A 20,943-nucleotide genomic window follows, 5' to 3' on the forward strand; every position below is an offset into this window, starting at 1 on the left:
ATGAAAAAGATAAAATTAGGATTTTTTGTTTTTTTACTTTGGGCCGGGTATGTTCAGGCTTGTGACGCCTGTAAACTTCAACAGCCTAAAATCACGCAGGATCTAACGCACGGTACTGGACCCGAATCAAATTGGGACTGGGTAATTGTATCAAGTATTGGGATAATTACACTTGGGACTTTATTTTTTTCTTTTAAGTTTCTGGTCATCCCTGGAGAAAAAAACAGAAAACATATCAAAAATACAATATTGGATTTCTAAAGCTTCAAAAAAATGTCAAAACATAACGCAACTGTTTTTTTATACATCGATGAAGAAACGAATCCCATTGCAGAACTTCAGACCCCAATAGTTTTTAATCTCGATACAACAAAATTGGCCGATGGGAAACACATCCTTAGAATTGTTAGTAAATTTGATCAGAAAGAGGGATTAAAAATAATACCTTTTATCGTTCGTAATGGCCCTATTATTCATTTAGAAGGACTTTCTGATGATGAAGTAGTTAATGGCACGATACCCTTAATGGTCAATGCTTATGATACAGGAAGAAATCAAAGCTTCATTATCAAAGGAAGCGAAAATCCTCGTACGATACCGGTTTGGGTATGGGTAATTGCTCTGATATTTGTAGCTTGGGCAGCTTTTTATATTGTCACGAATTTTAGTCTTTAAATTAACCTTGTCACGATAAATTTTGAAGATGTTTTTAATTTATTTAACATTACACTGATGAAAATAAAACTCAAAAGAATCTATGAAACTTTTTCTCCTACAGATGGATACCGTGTTTTAGTAGATAGGTTATGGCCTCGAGGAATTTCTAAAGAAAATGCCCATATCGAAGAATGGAATAAAGAGCTTGCTCCTTCTAATGAACTCCGGAAGTGGTTTCATCACGATCCAAAACTTTGGAAGGTTTTTTCAGAAAAATACGAAACCGAACTCAAAGAAAAAGGTTCCGGAAAAGAATTTCTAGATCGAAATAAAAAACAGAATCTCATCACTTTGGTATATGCAGCGAAAGATGAGCTGCATTGCCATCCCTTGATTTTAAAGAAATATTTAGAAAATTTGATTCTAAATGATAAAATATCATAGAATTTCTTTTTGAATCCATTTATCCAATACTTAATTTCGTGCAAAATTTGAATTCATATCGGCAATGAGAAGAAAAAGTGTACAAAGACATCACTATTTAAGGTTAGTTTTAATTTCTGTTTTAATAAGCATTTGTGCCTCGTTTCTTAGCTATTCATTAAAAATAATTACTGAGCATTTTCAAAAGCTTATATTTTATTTTGCTAAAAGAGAAAATTCTATATGGTTTATTTTTCTTCCAACCATCGGGATTACAACAATATATTTTTTAAGAAAATATCTTTTCCTTAACAGAAAGAATAAAGGAATCACCGAAATTTATAAAACTGTAGATCAAAGAAAAGATCATTTACCATTATTCAAAATTCCATCACATTATTTTAATGGATTTCTTACCGTCATTTTTGGTGGCTCGACTGGGATTGAGGTTTCTACAGTGGTTGCAACAGCAACTCTTGGAAATGCAGTTTATGAGAGGCATTTTTCTGCAAATATTTACAAATTAGAACTTATTTGTGCTGGTGTTGTTGCCGGAGTAGCCATTTTATTTGGAAGTCCTATTGCAGGTTGGCTCTTTGCTATGGAAGTAATTGCAAGAAAATTTAATAAAACGCTTTTTATGAGCTGTACCGCATCAGCTGTTGTTTCGTGGATTTTCCTTTATTTCATAAAAAGTGAACCTTTACTTCCTATTGAAATTACTGAGTGGAAATGGATGGCAATTCCATTTTTTGTAATCTTAAGTCTGTTGGGAGGGGTTTTGTCCGTTTATTTTACTATTTTAGTTATTAAGATTAAAGATTTTTTTTCAGGAATCTCCAATAATTTTTTGAGGGTAAATTTAGGAGCTCTGATTGTAGGAGGCCTAATATTTAGCTTTCCCTTTTTATATGGAGACAGTTATCATTCATTATCAGAAATTCTAAACCATCCCAAAAGTTATTCGTTTCTTTTTCTGCTTTTTCTAATCATATTAAAACCGCTCGCTTCTTCTTTAACTCTCGGAGCTGGAGGAGACGGAGGTGTTTTTGCACCTAGTATTGTTTCAGGTGCATTTTTAGGATTTACCTTTGCTTTTTTTTGTAATACTTTTTTGGGAACCTCTTTAATCTATGTGAATTTTATGTTGGTTGGGGCAGCTGCTACCTTATCCGCATCTATTTACGCTCCTTTTACAGCACTTTTCTTAGTGTGTAATTTAGCACCTAATGGATACGTTCTATTTTTTCCAATATTGCTCGCTTGTTGGATTTCAAAAGACTTAGCTAGGAGAATTATACCTTATAATGTGTATACTTACTATACTAAAAGTGAATGAAAATGATGGCTATATCTCTGTATTAACTACAACATTGAATATATTGAAATCTGGCACAATAAAAAAAGAAGGGACAATAATTTGAATGACAAAATCTATTCATTTCTTTAAGTCCGGAATTGAGACGTGATGGCAACCCGCAAATAACAAAAAACTTAAAAGAATACCTAACAGAAATTCTGAAAAATCAATTAAAGTCAGTTTTTCGCGGATCATTTCTGTAAATCCTGATGAAAAAAATCCGGTAACAATCATACCAGCGGCTGCTAATACCCCCAGCATCATCAGGCTGATTCTGGAAGGAAGCTTCAAAAATTTTATATTAAGATAAGAACAGAATGCTGCGAGTGTAATGAGAATAGAGAAGATTAAAAATAGCTCCATAAATGATTTTTTTTGTGTTACAAAAGTACTGAAAACGAACTTAATTCTTTATTTTATAACGGTGTATCGGATGAAGTTCAAGTGGTACAAGTTCCAACTTGCTTTGAGGCAACCATTCTTTCTGCAAAATGAACATAACAAAATGACAATGTAGAGAATGGCAAATTATGACAATGATCATCAAAATAAAATACCTTTTACTCTTTTATTTGAAAAACTTGTGTTACTTTTGTCATATTAAAATAACTGACAATGTTTTCAAAAACCTGTGAATACGCCATCCGTGCACTGATATATGTCGCGCAGAAGTCTCGAGACGGAAGCAGGATAGGGATTAAAGATATTGCATCGGGGATTGACTCACCGGAATACTTCATTGCAAAGATTCTTCAGGATTTAAGCAGAAAAGGCTTTGTACAATCTGCCAAGGGACCTAACGGCGGTTTTTATATGGACGATAACAATTTAGGATTATCTGTCGCCGATATTGTGAGAGAAATTGATGGTGACAAGCTGTTCTCCGGCTGCGGTTTGGGATTAAAGGAATGCTCCGAAAATCATCCTTGTCCTATTCATAATGAATTTAAGCACATAAGGCAGGCCATACAAGTAATGCTGGAAGGATCAAAGATTCAGCTGTTTGTAGAAAACCTGGATTTAAAGCTTACATTCCTGAAAAAATAAAAAAAATTAATTTAATAAAATACTAAAAGGTGTTTTTATCTTATTATATATAATTGATATAATAAAAAAACCTCGTAAGTTAAAAATTACTATAATAATTCCATCATGAAAAAGACACTGTTCATCGCCGCTATTTTGTCATCATTCATCAGCCTTATTTCCTGCAGGCAAAATGTTTCCGGTAACTCCGAAAATAATACTGATACTGAAAAAATTAAGACAGACGGAACAACAGAAATCCAGCAGACTGTTGCTCCGCCAAATGTTCCCGCACCGGTTGGCAGCCGTGCTGCGAAAAAAGTAATCGTAAAGCTGGAGACTATTGAAAAGACAGGAGATCTTGCAGACGGGACACAATATCACTTCTGGACCTTCAACGGAACTGTTCCCGGAAGTTTTATCCGAGCCAAAGTGGGAGATGAAATTGAGCTTCACCTAAAGAATAATGAAACAATACCTTTCCGCATAATATCGATCTTCATGCAGTGAATGGTCCCGGTGGAGGAGCGGAAGCTACTTTTGTTGCTCCGGGAACAGAAAAAATATTCAATTTTAAAGCGTTAAATCCGGGGCTCTACGTGTATCATTGTGCAACAGCACCTGTAGGAATGCACATCGCTAACGGAATGTACGGTCTCATCCTGATTGAACCTGAAGGCGGGCTCCCGAAAGTGGATAAAGAATTCTATATCATGCAGGGAGATTTCTATACTAAAGGAAAATTCGGGGACAAAGGTTTGCAGGAGTTTGATATGGATAAAGCCATTGCTGAACATCCGGAATATGTCGTTTTTAACGGAAAAACGGGAGCCCTGCTGGGAGATGGAGAATTACAGGCAAAAGTAGGGGAAACCGTTCGTTTCTTTGTTGGGAATGGCGGACCTAATCTTACTTCATCTTTTCATGTCATAGGAGAAATTTTTGACAGAGTATATATGGAAGGGGGCAGCAAAATCAATGAAAATGTGCAAACTACGATAATTCCTCCGGGAGGGGCATCTATTGTAGAGTTCAAAGCAACAGTCCCAGGAGAATATGTAATTGTGGACCATGCTATCTTCAGAGCCTTTAATAAAGGGGCATTAGGAAAAATAAAAGTTACCGGCCCGGAAAATCCAGTCGTTTATAAAAAAAATCCATAGTTAATATTGTTTACTGAGGTTTTAATTCTGGGAAAAATGAAAATTCTAGTCAGCATATTGAGAATATTTACGGTTACCGCATTAATTTCCTGTGGCCAAAACAAAACTATTCCTCACGTGAAACCTCAGATTTTTGTACTGAAGCCTGTTGCAGATGCTAAGAAAATGGTGAAGATTCAAGATGGGACATATGAAGCTTTCATTGGTAAAGATACAGGGAGAATGATAAAAGTAGAATCTTTTTATATGGATGACAGTCCGGTAACCAATTCTGAGTATCTCATATTTCTGAAGAAAAATCCGCAGTGGGCAAGAAGAAAAGTGTTGCGGTTGTACGCAGACAGTACTTATCTGAAGCATTGGAAAAACGATTACGAAATACCTGAAAACCTTGATCCCGAAGCGCCGGTAACCAATGTATCCTGGTTTGCAGCGGAAGCTTATGCCCAAAGTGTTGGAAAACGACTTCCCACCATTGATGAATGGGAATTTGTGGCACTGGCCGACCAAAATTCGCGCAATGCGTCAAAAAAACCGCAGTTTACCGACTATGTGCTGAGATCTTATCAGAAAAAAGATAAAACCAGATAGCTGATAAAACACGAAAAGCCCAATTATTACGGTGTTTACAATATGTACGGTATGGTTTGGGAATGGACATACGATTTTAATTCGGTAATGATGAGCGGAGAATCGAGAAAAGATAACACTACCAATGAGAATCTTTTTTGTGCAGGAGCAGCAGTTACTTCATCAGACCTCAGGAATTATGCTGCATTCGTACGCTACGCATTAAGAGGAAGCCTAAAAGCAAATTACTGTCTCAACAATCTCGGTTTCAGATGTGCCAAAGATTATAAAAATTTTAAATAATGAAAAGTATACTATACATTTTGGTTGCGATGACAGTGTTATCCTGCAGAAAAAAAAATGAAGAAATAAGCTCGGATTCCATTTATAATGTCAGTTCAAAATGGCAGAAACAGGACGGTAATGCCATTACTTTTTCCGACTTCAAAGGAAAAGTGATTGTTACCGCAATGATTTTTACTTCCTGTAAAACGGCATGCCCGAGACTGACAGCCGAAATGAGGGCAATTTCAGAAAAAGTGGGAAAAACAAATCCGGAAGATATTAGTTTCGTACTGATTTCCATTGACCAGAAACCGATACGCCGGAAGTGATGAAAGCCTATCTCGCAGTCAACAGATTTAATGACAAAAAGTGGACCTTCATCCGCAGCAATGAAGTCGACACCCGTGAACTTGCCAATATAATGGCAGTGAAATACAAAGAAATTTCTCCCATAGAATTTTCACACTCCAATATCATCAGTGTTTATTCCAAAAAAGGAACACTTGCTTTTCAGCAGGAAGGGCTGAACACGGATGATGATGCCATCGTAAAAGAAATTAGAAAACAAATAGAATTGTAACCCGTTAAAAATTTTAAACAATGAAAAATGTATTTATGACAGCAATGCTGTTATCGTTCACGATCATCTCCTGCTCAGATAAAAAAGATACTGATCCTGTACCCGTTGCCGAATCCAATACCATGCTGGAAGAGCCGAAACCGGTAGACTCGGCAGCCGTTGCCGCAAAAGATGCACCCGCATCTCCTGAGGCCGAAGGAAAAGCTCTTGTGGAAGGGGCAGACTGCCTGTCTTGTCATAAAGTAGACTCCAAATTAGTAGGTCCGGCTTACCAGGATGTTGCTGAAAAGTATACGGATGCTGATATAGATCACCTTGCACAGAAAGTTATTGACGGAGGTAAAGGTGTTTGGGGAGAAATTCCGATGACGCCGCATGCAGGACTCAGTAAAGAGAATGCACAAAAAATGGTGAAATATATCCTTTCAATGAAAAAATAATGGTTAAAAGGATTAGCCATAACCAATTGAAACTGGGTAGTTTTTACAGGTAAAAAAATAAAAAAATTTAGAATAATAAAAGATAAAAAAGTATTTAATTATGAATATAAAAACAGATTTTATAGGAGAGATCGTTGCTGAAGATTTCAGAACGGCAGCAATTTTCAAGAACCATGGTATCGACTTTTGCTGCAAGGGAGACAGAACAATTGAAAATGCCTGTGAAACCAAAAAGCTGGATGCACAAAACATCTATAAAGAGATTGAAAATCTCCCGCAAAATGTTGCATCATCCATTGATTTTAAAAGCTGGCCGCTTGATTTACTGGCGGATTATATAGAGAAAACACACCATCGCTATGTAGAGGAAAAAACTCCTGTCCTGCAACAGTTTTTAGATAAGCTCTGCAAAGTACATGGAGAACGTCACCCGGAATTGTTCCGTATCAGAGAACTTTTTTACGCTTCCGCTCAGGATCTGGGTGCCCATATGAAAAAAGAAGAGCTGATGCTTTTCCCTTTTATCAAAAATATGGTTAAAGCAAAGATCGACGGAAGCGCCGTTCCGCAGCCCCATTTTGGTACCGTGGAAAATCCTGTCAATATGATGAAGCACGAGCATACGGTAGAAGGGGAACGCCTGAGAAAAATTGCAGAGCTTACTGATGAATATACGCCGCCTGCAGATGCCTGTAATACCTATAGAGTAGCCTTTGCCATGCTTCAGGATTTCGAAAACGATCTTCACCAACATATCCATCTTGAGAATAACATCCTCTTTCCGAAAGCCATTGACTTGGAAAAAGAATTTTCAGCAACATATTAACACGCGGTTTGTTTAACATTGGTCATTAAGGTGTAAAAATGAGGAATTCTTAACACAGAATCATCACCTTTACTATTTAAACAAATTCTAAGAATTAAAATAAAAAAATATATGACACCTAAAAAATTATGGACCTGGCTTGCCGCTGTAATCATAGGTTCCTTTATAGTCCTTATTTTCTACGGCGTGGAAATTTATCGGAAAATTCCGCCCATACCCGATAAAGTAATAACTACCGGAGGGAAAATAGTTGCTACTGCGCAGGACATCAAAGACGGACAAAATGTATGGCAATCGATTGGCGGACAGACGGTCGGCAGCATTTGGGGCCACGGAGCCTACATTGCACCCGACTGGAGTGCCGATTACCTTCATAGGGAATCACTGCTTCTGTTGGAAGAACTTGCTAAAAAAGACGGTAAAGTATATAAGGATTTACCGGACGATGAGCAGGCAAAATACAAAGTACTTCTGAAAAAGGAACTTCGGAAAAATACACTGGATGAGAAGACAAATACAATTGTCATTTCTCCCGAACGGGCAAAAGTACAGGAAGAATTAGCCGAATATTATGCTAAATTATTCATGAATGCTCCTGAAATGGCCAAGCTGCGCGAACAGTATGCTATTCCGAAAAATACCGTGAAAACAGCGGAGAGAATGGCTAAAATGAATGCTTTTTTCTCCTGGGCGGCGTGGGTTTGCATCACAGACCGTCCGGGTGATGATGTCAGCTATACCAACAACTGGCCACACGATGAAACCATAGGAAATGTTCCGCCGCCATCATTGCACCTCTGGTCCGGATTCAGTGTACTGCTGCTTCTTGGCTGCGTCGGCCTGCTGGTATTATATCACGCCAGAAATAAAGAAGAAGAAATCAATGACAGGGAAATGCTGCCTCTGGAAGATCCGCTCAGGAATATGAAACCTACAGCTTCGATGAGGGCAACATTAAAATATATCTGGGTTGTGGCACTGCTTATTCTCGTTCAGATGCTTGCCGGAGTAGTCACGGCTCATTATGGAGTGGAAGGAAATGCCTTTTACGGAATTCCGATTGATGAAATTCTTCCCCAGTCCATTTCCAGAAGCTGGCACGTTCAGCTGGCTATTTTCTGGATTGCCACATCCTGGCTGGCTACCGGATTGTATATTGCCCCCGCTGTTTCAGGATACGAGCCCAAATATCAGGTGTTGGGTGTCAATATATTGTTCGGGGCACTGCTGATCGTTGTTTTCGGCTCTTTGGCAGGACAATGGATGGGAGTAATGCAGAAATTGGGCTATGTCGATAATTTCCTTTGGGGCCACTCCGGTTATGAATACGTGGAGTTGGGCAGAATCTGGCAGATTTTATTGCTGGTCGGCCTTATTCTCTGGTTGATTTTAATGATCCGGGCATTGCTTCCGGCACTTAAAAAGAGAGACGGAGACAGGCATTTATTATTGCTGTTCACCCTTTCCTCGGTAGCCATTGCAATGTTTTACGGAGCGGGGCTCATGTATGGAAGACAAACTCATATGGCTATCGCAGAATATTGGAGATGGTGGGTAGTTCATCTTTGGGTGGAAGGCTTTTTTGAAGTTTTCGCCACTGTCGTAGCTGCTTTCCTTTTTACAAGGCTGGGATTATTAAGGCTGAAATCAGCAACTCACGCTGTATTATTTTCTACGATTATATTTCTTGCTGGTGGCATTCTGGGAACATTTCACCATCTGTATTTCAGTGCAACCCCAACGGCTGTTTTAGCATTAGGAGCAACATTCAGCGCTTTGGAGATTGTTCCGCTGGTATTGATTGGCTTTGAAGCTTGGCAGAATTATCAGCTCAGCAAATCTACCAAGTGGATTAAAGCATACAAATGGCCGATCTACTGCTTTATCGCCATGTGTTTTTGGAACTTTTTGGGTGCCGGAATCTTCGGATTTGCCATTAATCCTCCTATTGCACTTTACTACATTCAGGGACTGAATACCACGGCGGTTCACGGTCATGCCGCACTGTTCGGGGTATACGGAATTTTGGGAATAGGCCTGATGATGTTTATGCTGAGGGGGTTATATCCTGACAGGGAATGGAACGATAGGCTAATTGGCTGGGCATTCTGGCTGACCAACATTGGGCTTCTGGTTATGGTGACCATCAGTCTGCTGCCGATAGGAATTATGCAATCTGTCGCTTCCATTAAAGAAGGATACTGGTATGCGCGTTCTGCAGAATTTATGCAGACTGATCTTATGAAAACCTTACGCTGGTTACGCGTGCCTGGTGATATTCTGCTTGCAGTCGGAGAATTACTGCTGGTGATATTCATCATCGGGCTGAAAACAGGCTGGTCTTTAAAAGAAAAACGATAACAAGTTAGCTGATCAGAACTGCGGCTGCATCCGTATCCGCAGTTCTTTTCTGCTTTCAAGAATAGAACATGTTAAAAAATATTCGTATGAAAAGGAACGAAAATTTAGTGCCTCTATCCCGTGACCATCACTTTGGATTGCTGTGCTGCTGGAAAATCAGACAAGGAATTAAAAAAGATATTCCTTATGAAAGAATTAAAAAATATGTCGCTGATTATTGGGAAAAAAATCTCAGCCGGCATTTTGACATCGAAGACATTGTACTTCCTGAAGTTAATAATGAGTCTTTGCAGATCCAGATGCAGGATGAACACAGGCAAATCAGGAAGCTTATTAAAAGTATTAGTCAGGCCGGCAGCAGGGAATTGCTGTCTGATTTTGCCGATGCCTTACATAAACATATCCGTTTTGAAGAACGAATGATTTTCCCTTATCTGGAAGAGCACCTTTCTGGAGAGGAGATGAATGACATTGGAGAACAGCTCTTGCTGTTTCACCAAAAAGAGGAAGATAGCTATCCGGATGAATTTTGGAAGTAAATTAAAAAAATCATACGATGAAAGTTGTACTGACGTGAGTGTATGAAATCAGCTATCGAAGACCTGAAATTAAATATATGTAAACTTAATAATTGAATAAAAAATGAATACGATAATCAAGCCCGAATTGGGAGAATATCTTTATCTGGCTATGGGAGAATGCAATGGCCACAAGGTTGTAATGGGAATAGGATATACCTACGAATACGCTGACAAAAAAGCAAAAGAGTTTGAAGCTGCCAGCTGCGGAGCTGTACAATATCTTGATGTTTCGGTTGTAAAAGCAGGTGATAAAATGAAATGCAGCACAATAAGCAAAAGCCCGGAGCAATGAAAAATTCCGGATTTTGGATAAAGCTTTGCGTGTTTAATTTCTTTATCGTATCGGTTATCGGTGTGATGATGAGGTACGGAATAGCATTTTCTCTTCCGGGAATTTCCCATACATTTATGCAGGAGTCACATTCCCATTTTGCTTTTTACGGATGGGTGAGTGCTGCCATTTATATTTTTGTAGTCAGGTACCTTAGCGAGCATACCAATAAAATTAAAATCCGAAAATATGAAATTCTGATGATCTTCAACCAGCTGGGATCTTACGGAATGTTGTTTTCTTTTCTCTACGGAGGCTATTTCTGGCTTTCCATTGTTTTCTCTTCGGTGGTTTTGTTTACCGGTTTTGCCTATTTTATATTTCTGATGATTGACACCAAAATAAGCAGAGAGCCTGAAGTCATCTGGCTGAAAGCAGGTGCTTTTTTCGCGATCTTTTCTTCAGTAGGAATTTTTGGATTGGCGTATTTTTCAGGAAAAAAAGATGAATATGATGTCTTGTTTAAGGCATCAACCTATTTTTATCTGCATTATCAGTACAATGGCTTCTTTATGTTTTCGTGTATCGGACTGTTTCTGACCGTACTAAAGAAGTATAAAATCTGCATCCCGGGAAAACTCAACAGAAACATCTTTTACCTTTTATTCACCGCTTGCTTATTCGGCTATGGCCTTTCTGTCCTGTGGATCCCAATGGAAGACATCTGTCGGGCATTCTTCTGCTTTATATCCATTCTTCAGGTATTGGGAATAATGAAGTTGCTGATATGGAGTAAAAAAACAAATGTATTTAGGAATCATGGTTTTATAACGAAGATTCTTTTGTCTGCTTCCGGACTCGCATTTTTTGTGAAATATATCCTCCAGACTTTGTCCACAGTTCCTGCATTGGGCAATATAGTATTCAGTAATATTAATATAGTTATTGCCTATCTTCACCTGGTGCTGTTGATGGGTGTAAGTCTCTTTTTGATTTGGATTATTGTAGAATTGTACACTGTAAAAATCAGCAAAATGCTTCAAAAAAGTATTATACTGATGATTTCCGGTATTGTATTAAACGAAATTATTTTAGTAGTGGCGGGTGCTCTTTCCGCTTTTTATATCCCTTTTCCGTATGCATCCTTTGTGCTTCTTTTTGCTTCTGTGCTGATCATGCTTTCTATCGCCTCTTTTCTGAAAGAGCTCACTCCTACATCATAACATTCCCGAAATCTTTAAGATCTTTTATTTTATATTGAAACATAAGGACGACTTTCTGCTTTATTTCAGCGGCTTGATGATGAATAGGGCAGGGGCGATTTCCATCGCATTTTTTCAATCCCAGCAGACATGATTCAAGGACTTCCTTACCTTCGAAATGCTCATAAATATCCCTGATGCTGAGCTTTTCATACTGTTCCTCGCTCATATAAAAGCCTCCTCCTTTTCCTTTTCCGGAAGAGATCAGATCTTTTTTTACCAGATGCTGCAGGATTTTAGACGTAAATGCAGTAGGTGTTCCGATTTTCTCAGAAATATCCCGAATGCCTGTCTTTCCTCTTTCCTCGGCAAGAACGATACAGGCTTTAATGGCATATTGGCAGGTATTTGAAAATATCAGCATTCATATGGTTTGTGAATGTAAAGATAATGAATTTAAGAACGAATACGGATTGCTCAAACATCCGGATCATTATTTTAACTTGAAATTCGGATTGATTTTAAATGCAAGCCAGGTCCATGTCTGTAGTTTTTTAGGATCAGGATTGTTTTTCAATACTTCCATGGTACTTCCTGCCAGCATAAAGGAATGGCCGAGATTAGCGGTAATGATTTTTCCTATTTTCTTTGTGAAAATCAAATCCAGCTCAGTTCCCAGATAGGTTGATAAGTCGTTTCCGGATTTGTCATATCCTGCTTTTCCGTTTGTTGTAAAGGCATGAAGGGCGGCTTTTAAATCCATATTTGAATTGAAAGTCAGAGTAGAATTGAGATAATAATCATTCAGACCATATGTATTAAAATGACTGGTACCGGAGTAAAAATAATCCATAAGGCCATTATACAGGTGATTGGTTCCATATACTGGACTGAAAAACCGATTCTTTCCGGGTTTAATATTATAATTATCCCCTGAAAGCCATTCGGCACCGGCGATCAGATTTAGTGTCGGTAAAACAGTAAAATCGGCATTTAAAGAAAACTGGTATGCATTCTTGGTTTGTCCGTCTGTATTTTTGCCGGCCTGATAGTATGCAGATCCGAAAAGTCCTATACTGTCAAAATATTTTTTAGAATTAATGCCAACTGTTATCATATCGTAATGGGTACCGGCAGGATTCTGTAAAACAGTATTCATGACAATAGCAGAAAACAGAAATTTATTGCGTCCGGAAAACTGATAATGGATAATCTGTAGCGATTTTGTTATTTCTCCGCCGTCTGCCATGCTGTAAATTTCCTTATCAGGAAGGTCATTTGTATCATTGTCATCGTTATTATACGTTACTACAGCTTCAATCTTTGAGTTTGGATTAAGTGTATATATCCCTTTTAAGGCATCAAAACTTCTTCCCTGCATGGCCCAGTCTAAAGCACCGATCAGTCTTTCATTATCGTAAGCCAGGGTTTGTCTTCCAAGCTTGATCGCAAATTTTTCAGAAAACGGATATTTTACCCAGACTTCATGTAAGGTGAAATTCTGATTCTTTGCAGCAACCGAGTTGGTTTCACCCCAGGTTCTGGCATCCTGTGCAGAAACATAAACTTCCAGTTTTTGATAATAATATTTCATTCCGAATCGGGCCCGTGAAACAACTGTCGTTTCGGGAGATTTTCCTTTTATAATAAGGGTTTTGACACCGTTATCAAGCTCTCCTCTGGTTCTCAGGTCCATATTCATTTTCAGACTGTCGATTTGTGCGTGAGCTATTCCTGACGCAAATAAAAGACCTGCAATGATGGTATGAGTATACATCGTAAAGATTATTCAGCAGTTATTTTGTATGTTTTATGACATGCAATACAGTTGTTAAGTAGCTGATTGAGTTTTTCCTGTGTCTGCTGGCGGTTGTAGTTTTCTTTTGCCATTTTTGCCATTTCATCGAAAAGCTCGTGGGTTCCGAATCCCATTTGTTTGAATTCAAACGGTAAGGATTTTATCATTCCCTGGGGCACCTGATTCACTTTACACGTTCCGGATTGATTACCGACTTTGGCAATAATTTCCGGATTGTTTTTAGCAATTCCTTCATTTATTTGCTGGACACTTTCCAGAAAACCGCGCATCTCTTTCATGACAAAAGCCCTGTTTTCTTTCGGCATTTTTATTTCCGTTCTTCCATCTGAACTTGTAAAGGCTTTATCGCCCTTGTAAAAGAAAACATACAGCAGCCCCGCATTAAGAAGCACCGATAACAGGGATAGAATAAGCAAGTATTTTCTCTTCATTGTTAACATATTAATGTCCTTTGCAAAGGTATAATTAAATCGGATAATTATGTCTTATTTAATATTTTTTTATTTATTTGTGTTAAAAATCATACGAAATGGAAAATAAGTATAGTGGTTGATAGACGCATTTGACGGTTCTTGAGGATCTGGAGGGACTAAAGTTGACAACTACTGCAGAAATAATAAATATCAATAGACTGTAATGTTAAGAGGTTCTAAAACAGAATTTTCCAATAATGATTTGAAATTTCTTATGGATCTCAGTAAAATAGTAAGGTGTTCTCACAAATTACCATCATATTCTATTTTTTTTAAAATACTTCTATCTAGTAAGAAAATTATAATTCTAAGTGGTATGATCGGTGTATAATTATTTTCGAATTGTGATAGAATTCCAAAATTCTTTTATGACATTTTTTGTCTAGGCAATCCAATTTCATGTTCCTGGGGATAAGGTTTCCGCCAAGTCATACTGATATCTTCATACAGATTACGCTGAGCTTCCAATGATTTTTCTTCATCCATTGAATATCTTGGATCAGGAATAAAAGGCATTTTGGCCATTTTATGAATGGTGATAGTAGGGAAATGGAAATCTACTTCTACTGTTCCCAATAGAAGATAGCACCCACCGCCCTGAAAAGGATATTCTTCAAGGCAGGTGGGAAAATGAGCGGTATCAAAATATTCTCCTTCAGCATCAATCCAGGTACCGAAATACATCGTTCCCTTCTTGGTAGGTACATGCTTTCTTGAAATCAGATAGGCCAGCATTTTGACCTGACATTTATGAAACCTCAATAAATCTTTTACCAAAATTGAACCTCTGTACCGGGTTTGTAATAGGTCGAACGGACTGAAAGAAACGGGAAAGCCTAATATCTCTATTTCATCAAAAGCATCTTCAAACTTGTTTCTTTCTATAGAAGGTAATTTATAATCCTTATGAGGCTCTTCCAATAAAGTTAATTGCGTGAAGGGAACTTTATTATTTCCCAAAAGAAATCTTGATTCGATCAGCAGTTCATGCTTCTGTTTTCCGGTAAAGCGGAATGCTCCGATAAAGATTAGAATCTGCAATGTCTCGATGCCGATAGGAATCCTTTTTACAAAGTTTTCAAGAGAGGTGTATTCTCCATTCTGAGTTCTTTCTTCAGGGATCAGCTGTGCTAACCTAGTTTCCAGCTTTTCAATATGCATCAATCCTAAATAAACATCAGTGTCATAAACCGTTGTCTGATACCCGCTTAAATTAACGCAAGGATTCTGAATAGTACCACCTGACATCCGAGCTTCATGAATGTAGACTTCAGTTCTGTAGAATCCTCCGCCGTTATTGATAGCAGAAACCATAAATTCAATAGGGTAGTATACTTTTAAGTATAAGCTCTGATAGCTTTCTACGGCATAAGAAGCGGAGTGTGCTTTACAGAACGAGTATCCTGCAAAAGATTCGATCTGCCGGTATACTTCCATGGATAATTGTTCAGGATGTCCCAGCTTTTTACAAGATTCAAAAAAGTTATCCTTTACTTTCTGTAAAGCGGATAAAGACCGGCCTTTACCACTCATGGCTCTTCTTAATACATCCCCATCAGGAGCAGATAACCCTCCGAAATGAAGGGCAATTTTAATGACATCTTCCTGGTATACCATTATACCGTAGGTTTCCCCGAGCTCTTTTTCGAAAACCTCATGGAAGTATTCAAATTTTGTGGGATTATTATGCCTGAAAATATATTCCCGCATCATCCCGCTTTGGGCTACGCCGGGTCTAATAATGGAAGAGGCTGCAACCAGCACTTTGTAATTGTCACATTTCAGCCTGCGGAGTAATCCCCGCATGGCTGGAGATTCAATATAAAAACAGCCGATGGTTTTTCCGGAACTTAAGAATTCATTGCACCGTGCTTCATCTTTCGATATCGAAGTATCCCGGATATCGATATCAATACCTTTTTTTTCCTTTACCAGTTTTACCGTGTCGTTAATGGTGCCTAAGCCTCTTTGTGAGAGAATGTCAAACTTTTCAAGGCCAATTTCTTCAGCAGTGTACATATCAAACTGTACAATCGGAAAACCTTTGGGAGGCATTTCCAGTGCGGAATAATTTGTGATAGGTTCTTCTGAGATCAGAATCCCACAGGAGTGCATGCTTCTCTGGTTAGGAAACTTTTCTAAAAGCTTTCCGTAGTAATGAACCTGTCTGGATACAGAATTGTTATCATGCTCCTGGATGGGTTTTGTTGCGAGCGTATCCAGTTCCTCTTTTGGAAGACCGAATACTTTTCCTACTTCCCGGAAAATAGAACGGTATTTAAATTCAACATTGGTTCCGCAGAAGGCAACATGGTCTTTTCCGTATTTATCAAAAATATATTCCAAGATGATATCCCTGGTCTGCCAGCTCCAATCTATGTCAAAATCGGGTGGTGTTTTACGGTTGAGGTTAAGAAACCTCTCAAAATACAGGTCCAGTTCCAGAGGACATATATCAGTGATTCCGATGCAGTAGCTGACTATGGAATTGGCTCCGCTGCCTCTTCCTACATGCATAAACCCCATTCGGTTGCTGTATTGGATAATATCCCAGGTGATCAGGAAATAGGCACAGAAATTAAGCTGGTCAATAACTCCTAACTCTTTATCCACTCTTGCTTTTGCCTGTAGGTTATCATCGGAATATCTTTTTGAAAGTCCCTCATACGCTAACTTCTTTAAAAGCTCAAAATCATTTTCCCTGCTGTCTGTGAAATGCTTTTTGTTTTTAGGTGTTGAAAAATCAAAATCAAAATGACAGCTATTGACAATATACTTTGTGTTTTCAATAATCTGTGGCTCATGGTAAAATTGAGCGAGAAGCTCTTTTTTATCAGTAAACATTTCGTTGTCTTTACAGTAATCAGCTTCTGTAAGCTTACTGATCAATGTATTGTGATCAATAGCCCTTACTATTTTATGAAGCTCATATTCTCCAGGGGTCGTAAAGGTAACCGGATGAAGAATAACCATTTTATGAATGAACTGTTTTAATTCCGGTTTAATCAAAAGATTTAACTGGTTCTGTCTGATCCCTATAAATTCATGATCTGCTAATTTTTCAGGAATATTCTCCAGTGGATAAATAACAAAAGTATCTGTAAAATCAGGATTTGCTTTAGGAATTTTAATGTCTTCACAGTTATATGCGGTTAAAAGTCTGTTGACTTCTGCAATGCTTTTTTGATTTTTGGCCAGGCAGATATAATACAGTTCATCCTGAACCCGTATTTCCACTCCGACGATCGGTTTGATATTATGATCCTGACAAAGTTTGTAGAAATCATAGATCCCGGTAATGGTATTGATATCCGTAAGAGCCAGGGTTTTAATATTAAAATGTACAGCCTGCTTAACCAGTTCTTTAATAGAAATGGTTCCATACCGAAGGCTATGATAAGAATGACAATTCAGAAACATCTTGTACTTATTTTAATAAACCTGAGGCTCTTCCTACACTTGAAGTTCCAAACCTATTCTTGATTTTATCCATTGTCTGATACAATGATATCAACTCTTCCGTATCTTCAAAGAGATCCATTTGATGGCATCCGTGAACCAGTCCGGTAAACTTTACTCCAACTAACCTGATTCTCATACGTCTGGTATATACTTTTTTAAAAAGTTCTAAAACATACCTGAGCAGGGTATGGTCAGCTGAGGTGTAAGGAATCCTGCATTGTTTGGTTTCCGTATCAAAATTGGCATAGCGGAGTTTTACCACCACTACTGATACCAGCCATTTCTCTGCCCGGAGCTGATAACATAGCTTTTCAACCATTCCTGAGAGTATACTTTGAATACCTTGAATATCGATGCTATCCTGGGCAAAAGTATCTTCTGTAGAAATAGATTTTCTTTCCGAATAAGGAACCACAGGATTTTCGTCAATTCCGTGTGCTTTTTTCCAGAGTTCATTTCCATTTTTACCAATCAGCTGCTGAAGAACGTCAATAGGCATTTCTGAAAGCGTTTGTATCGTTCTGATCCCCAATCTTGACAGCAGCTGAAAGGTAACATCGCCAACCATAGGAATCTTCTTAACCGAAAGTGGGTTCAAGAATGATTGAATGTCATGCTGTTTGACTTCAAATCTACCGGTTGGCTTTGATTCTCCAGTTCCGATCTTGGATACGGTTTTATTGGTGGATAAAGCAAAACTTATTGGTAAACCTGTATTTTTCTGTACACTTTCTGCGATTTCATGGGTCCACTTATAACATCCAAAAAACTGATCCATTCCGGAAAGATCCAGATAAAATTCATCAATACTTGCTTTTTCCACAACAGGAACTTTTTCCTGGATAATTTCCGTTACCATATGGGACATGTTGGAATACATTTCCATATCTCCCTTAATGACTTTTGCTTCGGGGCACAGCCGTAAAGCCATTTTAATCGGCATTGCACTTCTTACTCCGAAAAAACGGGTTTCATAAGAGCAGGACGCCACTACACCACGGTCTCCACCTCCTATGATGACAGGCTTTTTCTCCAGTTCGGAGTTTTTCAGCCTTTCACAGGAAACAAAGAACGTATCCAAATCCATATGTACAATGGCTCTTTCCATGTGACAAAATTAGTCACGTTTTGAAACAAATTTTGTATTTTTGTTGTCTAAAATTGTAACAATGTCAAAATTTTCTGATAACATCGTGTTTTTGAGAGGAAAGAAAAATATGACTCAGCAAGAACTGGCAGATCTATTACTTCTTACCCGATCCAGATATGTCGCCTATGAATATGGCAGAACAGAACCTCCTATTGAAATATTGCTTAGAATTTCAAAATTCTATAACATTAGCATCGACCTATTGCTGACTGTAGATGTCAGAAAATTCTCTATCGATGAACTCATGGCGCTTCCTGAGAATAGGATTGTTCTGCCTATAAAGGTTGATCAGGATGGAAACAATCAGATTGAGATTATTCCCCAAAAAGCTTCTATGGGCTACCTGAATGGCTATGGAGATCCGGAATACATAGAAAATCTGGAGACTATATCATTACCTTTTTTAAAAGGGGGTAAGTTCAGGGCATTTCCAGCTGACGGAGATTCAATGCCCCCCTATAAGAACGGAACCTATATTGTGGGGAAATATGTTGAAAATCTTTCGGACCTGAAAACGGACAGAACGTATGTTTTCATTACCACCAATGATGGTATCAGTTACAAAAGGTTTCAGTTTCATGAAGCAGATGGTATATGGGTGAAGGCTGACAATCAATTTTATGAGCCTTATAAAATTCCATTGCCTGAAATTAAAGAGATTTGGGAATTTGCCTGTAGTATTAATACCAGAGAATATGAACCTGATGAATTTTCAGAACATCATATTCAAAACTTTATCACAGAAATTAAAACTGATATCAAACAGATCAAAGAAAAAATGGGAGATAAGGATTGAATTCATTTAAAGTAAATGGCATAATCAAAAAACTTCCCCGAAGGGAAGTAAAAACACAAATGATGAAATAAAATCCCGAAGTAACGGGGTATTACTAAGATAAATATTTTAATTTAAAGTTAAATGATCCAGCTGAGTTTATTTGATGCCGAAGAATTCTATGATTTTCCAAATGACCTTTTGAAATACTGAGAAAGTTTTCTGAGCAAATATGAAACTGACCACCTAAAAGATGGACTGTTGAAAACAGCCATAAATATGCCCAAACAATAGGGAGACTTACAATCAAACGATAGAATTTTATTTAGAAAAAGCAGGTTATGATTTTAAGGGTTATAGGCCTTTTATGAAATTTAGAAACGAATTAAAGTACAATATTCAAAATAAAGCAGATTCCGATAAATAGAGTCTATTTTATCAGAAAGAGATAAAAGTATTTTTTGAAAAATTCCAATATAGCCTATGGTTTTATATTCCCAAGTCATCTTTTTATAAGATATCTGAAGTCTCGTAAATGTACTTTAATAATGAACTCATACTGTTTCTAAACAGTGGTGTAAAGTTACTTAAGCTTAGAATTCTTGGATTCTAATGCCATGTCTTCTATGGCACTTAAACATGATGTTTAGATATCATTTTTTTCCATTTTGTAACAGTATTTCGGCTTAATCGAAAATGGTTTGCTAACTGAGTATTATTATAATTGTGCTTTTTCTGATAATCAAGAATTTTTTGAATCGAAGGAAGACTATAAGAACGGTGTCTCTGATTAAATTTTTCTATTTCCTTATCTGCCCTCTCGAAGATCATATTATTGAGTTCAATGATATCTATTTCTGACAAATCCGCTTTATTAAGCAGCGGAAGACATTTTTCCATTTTTTCAGGGAATTTAATGTTGATCAGATCAATATAAATCTGTCTATAATTAGGAGTAGTTTTTTTTGAAATCATAATTTGTTTTATGTTTTATTCAACATTTTAAAAATAGAGCTCAGATATTATTATTATTATTATTATTATTATTATTATTATTATTATCTTTTTTAATCTTGTATTTATCAATCCATTTGAATAAAGTGGTTTTGGGAATTTTATACCGTTCGATTATCTGATTTCTTGTCATTTTGCCTCCATCTATACGCTCAAGAATGAAATCTATCATTTCTTTGGTATAAATGTTTTTCCGGAATTTTGGCAGGGAAGATTCAATAGATACTTTTCCCTTAGATGGAGGAGAATACAGAATCAAATGATGAGTATATATTCTAAAAAAATCATATTCTAAAAGCTTGCTCCATTTCAAAAGGATTTCGCAGTCCAAACTTTGAGCTTCGTACATTTTTTCAACTTCTCCTACTGTACATTTGAAAAAGTTACAGATACGAAATATATTTATCTCATTTTCTGTAACTTTTTCTTTAATCATTTTTCCTATGTATATCTTTTTGAAATTCATTATTAAATATTATTATTACCCGAATGAAATTGTACATAT

Annotated in this window: 22 protein-coding genes and 2 pseudogenes; 16 read left to right on the plus strand and 8 right to left on the minus strand. The window is 37.4% G+C overall.

Features of this window, described 5'->3' with window-relative positions; all coding sequences use genetic code 11:
* From CHRYMOREF3P_RS20375 to CHRYMOREF3P_RS20390, 4 genes are all read left to right on the plus strand, one after another.
* Complete coding sequence (locus CHRYMOREF3P_RS20375; RefSeq protein WP_162073017.1) at positions 1–261, plus strand: hypothetical protein; 261 nt, start codon at positions 1–3, stop codon at positions 259–261.
* A gap of 12 nt (positions 262–273) precedes the next feature.
* A complete protein-coding gene (locus CHRYMOREF3P_RS20380; RefSeq protein WP_162073016.1) occupies positions 274–675 on the plus strand; it encodes a cytochrome C in 402 nt (133 codons plus the stop codon).
* Positions 676–732: 57 nt separating this feature from the next.
* A complete protein-coding gene (locus CHRYMOREF3P_RS20385) occupies positions 733–1,101 on the plus strand; it encodes a DUF488 domain-containing protein (RefSeq protein ID WP_394351096.1) in 369 nt (122 codons plus the stop codon).
* Positions 1,102–1,165: 64 nt separating this feature from the next.
* Positions 1,166–2,419, plus strand: coding sequence for a chloride channel protein (locus CHRYMOREF3P_RS20390; protein ID WP_162073015.1), 1,254 nt, complete (start codon positions 1,166–1,168; stop codon positions 2,417–2,419).
* A 99-nt stretch (positions 2,420–2,518) separates the two neighbouring features.
* On the opposite strand, the gene CHRYMOREF3P_RS20395 is transcribed toward CHRYMOREF3P_RS20390, so the two are convergent.
* A complete protein-coding gene (locus CHRYMOREF3P_RS20395) occupies positions 2,519–2,803 on the minus strand; it encodes a hypothetical protein (RefSeq protein ID WP_180565370.1) in 285 nt (94 codons plus the stop codon).
* A 252-nt stretch (positions 2,804–3,055) separates the two neighbouring features.
* Between CHRYMOREF3P_RS20395 and CHRYMOREF3P_RS20400 the strand changes: the two genes are divergently transcribed.
* The 11 genes and pseudogenes from CHRYMOREF3P_RS20400 to CHRYMOREF3P_RS20445 all read left to right on the plus strand — a co-directional run bounded on the left by CHRYMOREF3P_RS20400 (position 3,056) and on the right by CHRYMOREF3P_RS20445 (position 11,766).
* Positions 3,056–3,487, plus strand: coding sequence for an RrF2 family transcriptional regulator (locus CHRYMOREF3P_RS20400; protein WP_180565371.1), 432 nt, complete (start codon positions 3,056–3,058; stop codon positions 3,485–3,487).
* 105 nt (positions 3,488–3,592) lie between these two features.
* Positions 3,593–4,614 (plus strand): annotated as a pseudogene (nirK, locus tag CHRYMOREF3P_RS20405) (copper-containing nitrite reductase); the annotation flags it as partial.
* A gap of 180 nt (positions 4,615–4,794) precedes the next feature.
* Positions 4,795–5,502, plus strand: a pseudogene (locus CHRYMOREF3P_RS20410) (formylglycine-generating enzyme family protein).
* On the plus strand, positions 5,502–5,813 hold the full coding sequence (locus CHRYMOREF3P_RS24200; RefSeq protein ID WP_232539074.1) for an SCO family protein: 312 nt from the start codon (positions 5,502–5,504) through the stop codon (positions 5,811–5,813). Before CHRYMOREF3P_RS20410 ends, CHRYMOREF3P_RS24200 begins: the two are co-directional and overlap by 1 nt.
* Positions 5,813–6,064 carry a hypothetical protein gene (locus CHRYMOREF3P_RS24205; RefSeq protein WP_232539075.1) on the plus strand — a complete coding sequence of 84 codons (252 nt, stop codon included), beginning with the start codon at positions 5,813–5,815 and terminating at the stop codon, positions 6,062–6,064. Before CHRYMOREF3P_RS24200 ends, CHRYMOREF3P_RS24205 begins: the two co-directional genes overlap by 1 nt.
* Before the next feature lie 20 nt (positions 6,065–6,084).
* On the plus strand, positions 6,085–6,504 hold the full coding sequence (locus tag CHRYMOREF3P_RS20420) for a c-type cytochrome (RefSeq protein ID WP_180565372.1): 420 nt from the start codon (positions 6,085–6,087) through the stop codon (positions 6,502–6,504).
* Positions 6,505–6,604: 100 nt separating this feature from the next.
* Positions 6,605–7,330: an iron-sulfur cluster repair di-iron protein gene (gene ric / locus CHRYMOREF3P_RS20425; protein WP_180565373.1), complete on the plus strand. Its 726-nt coding sequence runs from the start codon at positions 6,605–6,607 to the stop codon at positions 7,328–7,330.
* Between the two features lie 111 nt (positions 7,331–7,441).
* On the plus strand, positions 7,442–9,691 hold the full coding sequence (locus CHRYMOREF3P_RS20430; RefSeq protein WP_180565374.1) for a nitric-oxide reductase large subunit: 2,250 nt from the start codon (positions 7,442–7,444) through the stop codon (positions 9,689–9,691).
* An 86-nt stretch (positions 9,692–9,777) separates the two neighbouring features.
* A complete protein-coding gene (locus CHRYMOREF3P_RS20435; protein WP_180565375.1) occupies positions 9,778–10,230 on the plus strand; it encodes a hemerythrin domain-containing protein in 453 nt (150 codons plus the stop codon).
* Between the two features lie 103 nt (positions 10,231–10,333).
* Entirely contained in the window at positions 10,334–10,564 is a 231-nt protein-coding gene (locus CHRYMOREF3P_RS20440) for a hypothetical protein (RefSeq protein ID WP_180565376.1), read from the plus strand.
* The gene (locus CHRYMOREF3P_RS20445) at positions 10,531–11,766 is read left to right on the plus strand and encodes a hypothetical protein (RefSeq protein ID WP_180565377.1); all 1,236 of its coding nucleotides are present in this window, start codon (positions 10,531–10,533) and stop codon (positions 11,764–11,766) included. The genes CHRYMOREF3P_RS20440 and CHRYMOREF3P_RS20445 overlap by 34 nt, the downstream gene beginning before the upstream one ends.
* On the opposite strand, the gene CHRYMOREF3P_RS20450 is transcribed toward CHRYMOREF3P_RS20445, so the two are convergent.
* The 5 genes from CHRYMOREF3P_RS20450 to dinB form a co-directional block, all read right to left on the minus strand.
* A complete protein-coding gene (locus tag CHRYMOREF3P_RS20450; protein ID WP_180565378.1) occupies positions 11,756–12,169 on the minus strand; it encodes an RrF2 family transcriptional regulator in 414 nt (137 codons plus the stop codon). The genes CHRYMOREF3P_RS20445 and CHRYMOREF3P_RS20450 overlap by 11 nt on opposite strands.
* Positions 12,170–12,238: 69 nt before the next feature.
* Positions 12,239–13,522, minus strand: a complete 1,284-nt coding sequence (locus tag CHRYMOREF3P_RS20455; protein WP_180565379.1) for an alginate export family protein — start codon at positions 13,520–13,522, stop codon at positions 12,239–12,241.
* Positions 13,523–13,530: 8 nt separating this feature from the next.
* Positions 13,531–13,995, minus strand: coding sequence for a hypothetical protein (locus tag CHRYMOREF3P_RS20460; protein ID WP_180565380.1), 465 nt, complete (start codon positions 13,993–13,995; stop codon positions 13,531–13,533).
* A 408-nt stretch (positions 13,996–14,403) separates the two neighbouring features.
* Entirely contained in the window at positions 14,404–17,457 is a 3,054-nt protein-coding gene (locus CHRYMOREF3P_RS20465; protein WP_180565381.1) for a DNA polymerase III subunit alpha, read from the minus strand.
* A gap of 7 nt (positions 17,458–17,464) precedes the next feature.
* A complete protein-coding gene (gene dinB / locus CHRYMOREF3P_RS20470; RefSeq protein WP_180565382.1) occupies positions 17,465–18,607 on the minus strand; it encodes a DNA polymerase IV in 1,143 nt (380 codons plus the stop codon).
* A gap of 61 nt (positions 18,608–18,668) precedes the next feature.
* Between dinB and CHRYMOREF3P_RS20475 the strand changes: the two genes are divergently transcribed.
* A complete protein-coding gene (locus tag CHRYMOREF3P_RS20475; protein WP_180565383.1) occupies positions 18,669–19,445 on the plus strand; it encodes an XRE family transcriptional regulator in 777 nt (258 codons plus the stop codon).
* A gap of 612 nt (positions 19,446–20,057) precedes the next feature.
* Here CHRYMOREF3P_RS20475 and CHRYMOREF3P_RS20480 read toward each other — a convergent pair.
* Together CHRYMOREF3P_RS20480 and CHRYMOREF3P_RS20485 are read right to left on the minus strand one after the other, a co-directional pair.
* Positions 20,058–20,399 carry a helix-turn-helix domain-containing protein gene (locus CHRYMOREF3P_RS20480; protein ID WP_180565384.1) on the minus strand — a complete coding sequence of 114 codons (342 nt, stop codon included), beginning with the start codon at positions 20,397–20,399 and terminating at the stop codon, positions 20,058–20,060.
* Positions 20,400–20,439: 40 nt separating this feature from the next.
* Positions 20,440–20,904: a helix-turn-helix domain-containing protein gene (locus CHRYMOREF3P_RS20485; protein ID WP_180565385.1), complete on the minus strand. Its 465-nt coding sequence runs from the start codon at positions 20,902–20,904 to the stop codon at positions 20,440–20,442.
* Positions 20,905–20,943: the final 39 nt, after the last annotated feature.

It is taken from the genome of Chryseobacterium sp. JV274 (genome assembly GCF_903969135.1).
Classification (GTDB): Bacteria; Bacteroidota; Bacteroidia; order Flavobacteriales; family Weeksellaceae; genus Chryseobacterium.

Coding starts and splice junctions, on each gene's coding strand:
- CHRYMOREF3P_RS20375 (WP_162073017.1), top strand. CDS start 1: ATGAAAAAGATAAAATTAGGATTTTTTGTTTTTTTACTTTGGGCCGGG.
- CHRYMOREF3P_RS20380 (WP_162073016.1), top strand. CDS start 274: ATGTCAAAACATAACGCAACTGTTTTTTTATACATCGATGAAGAAACG.
- CHRYMOREF3P_RS20385 (WP_394351096.1), top strand. CDS start 733: ATGAAAATAAAACTCAAAAGAATCTATGAAACTTTTTCTCCTACAGAT.
- CHRYMOREF3P_RS20390 (WP_162073015.1), top strand. CDS start 1,166: ATGAGAAGAAAAAGTGTACAAAGACATCACTATTTAAGGTTAGTTTTA.
- CHRYMOREF3P_RS20395 (WP_180565370.1), bottom strand. CDS start 2,803: ATGGAGCTATTTTTAATCTTCTCTATTCTCATTACACTCGCAGCATTC.
- CHRYMOREF3P_RS20400 (WP_180565371.1), top strand. CDS start 3,056: ATGTTTTCAAAAACCTGTGAATACGCCATCCGTGCACTGATATATGTC.
- CHRYMOREF3P_RS24200 (WP_232539074.1), top strand. CDS start 5,502: ATGAAAAGTATACTATACATTTTGGTTGCGATGACAGTGTTATCCTGC.
- CHRYMOREF3P_RS24205 (WP_232539075.1), top strand. CDS start 5,813: ATGAAAGCCTATCTCGCAGTCAACAGATTTAATGACAAAAAGTGGACC.
- CHRYMOREF3P_RS20420 (WP_180565372.1), top strand. CDS start 6,085: ATGAAAAATGTATTTATGACAGCAATGCTGTTATCGTTCACGATCATC.
- ric (WP_180565373.1), top strand. CDS start 6,605: ATGAATATAAAAACAGATTTTATAGGAGAGATCGTTGCTGAAGATTTC.
- CHRYMOREF3P_RS20430 (WP_180565374.1), top strand. CDS start 7,442: ATGACACCTAAAAAATTATGGACCTGGCTTGCCGCTGTAATCATAGGT.
- CHRYMOREF3P_RS20435 (WP_180565375.1), top strand. CDS start 9,778: ATGAAAAGGAACGAAAATTTAGTGCCTCTATCCCGTGACCATCACTTT.
- CHRYMOREF3P_RS20440 (WP_180565376.1), top strand. CDS start 10,334: ATGAATACGATAATCAAGCCCGAATTGGGAGAATATCTTTATCTGGCT.
- CHRYMOREF3P_RS20445 (WP_180565377.1), top strand. CDS start 10,531: ATGCAGCACAATAAGCAAAAGCCCGGAGCAATGAAAAATTCCGGATTT.
- CHRYMOREF3P_RS20450 (WP_180565378.1), bottom strand. CDS start 12,169: ATGCTGATATTTTCAAATACCTGCCAATATGCCATTAAAGCCTGTATC.
- CHRYMOREF3P_RS20455 (WP_180565379.1), bottom strand. CDS start 13,522: ATGTATACTCATACCATCATTGCAGGTCTTTTATTTGCGTCAGGAATA.
- CHRYMOREF3P_RS20460 (WP_180565380.1), bottom strand. CDS start 13,995: ATGAAGAGAAAATACTTGCTTATTCTATCCCTGTTATCGGTGCTTCTT.
- CHRYMOREF3P_RS20465 (WP_180565381.1), bottom strand. CDS start 17,457: ATGTTTCTGAATTGTCATTCTTATCATAGCCTTCGGTATGGAACCATT.
- dinB (WP_180565382.1), bottom strand. CDS start 18,607: ATGGAAAGAGCCATTGTACATATGGATTTGGATACGTTCTTTGTTTCC.
- CHRYMOREF3P_RS20475 (WP_180565383.1), top strand. CDS start 18,669: ATGTCAAAATTTTCTGATAACATCGTGTTTTTGAGAGGAAAGAAAAAT.
- CHRYMOREF3P_RS20480 (WP_180565384.1), bottom strand. CDS start 20,399: ATGATTTCAAAAAAAACTACTCCTAATTATAGACAGATTTATATTGAT.
- CHRYMOREF3P_RS20485 (WP_180565385.1), bottom strand. CDS start 20,904: ATGAATTTCAAAAAGATATACATAGGAAAAATGATTAAAGAAAAAGTT.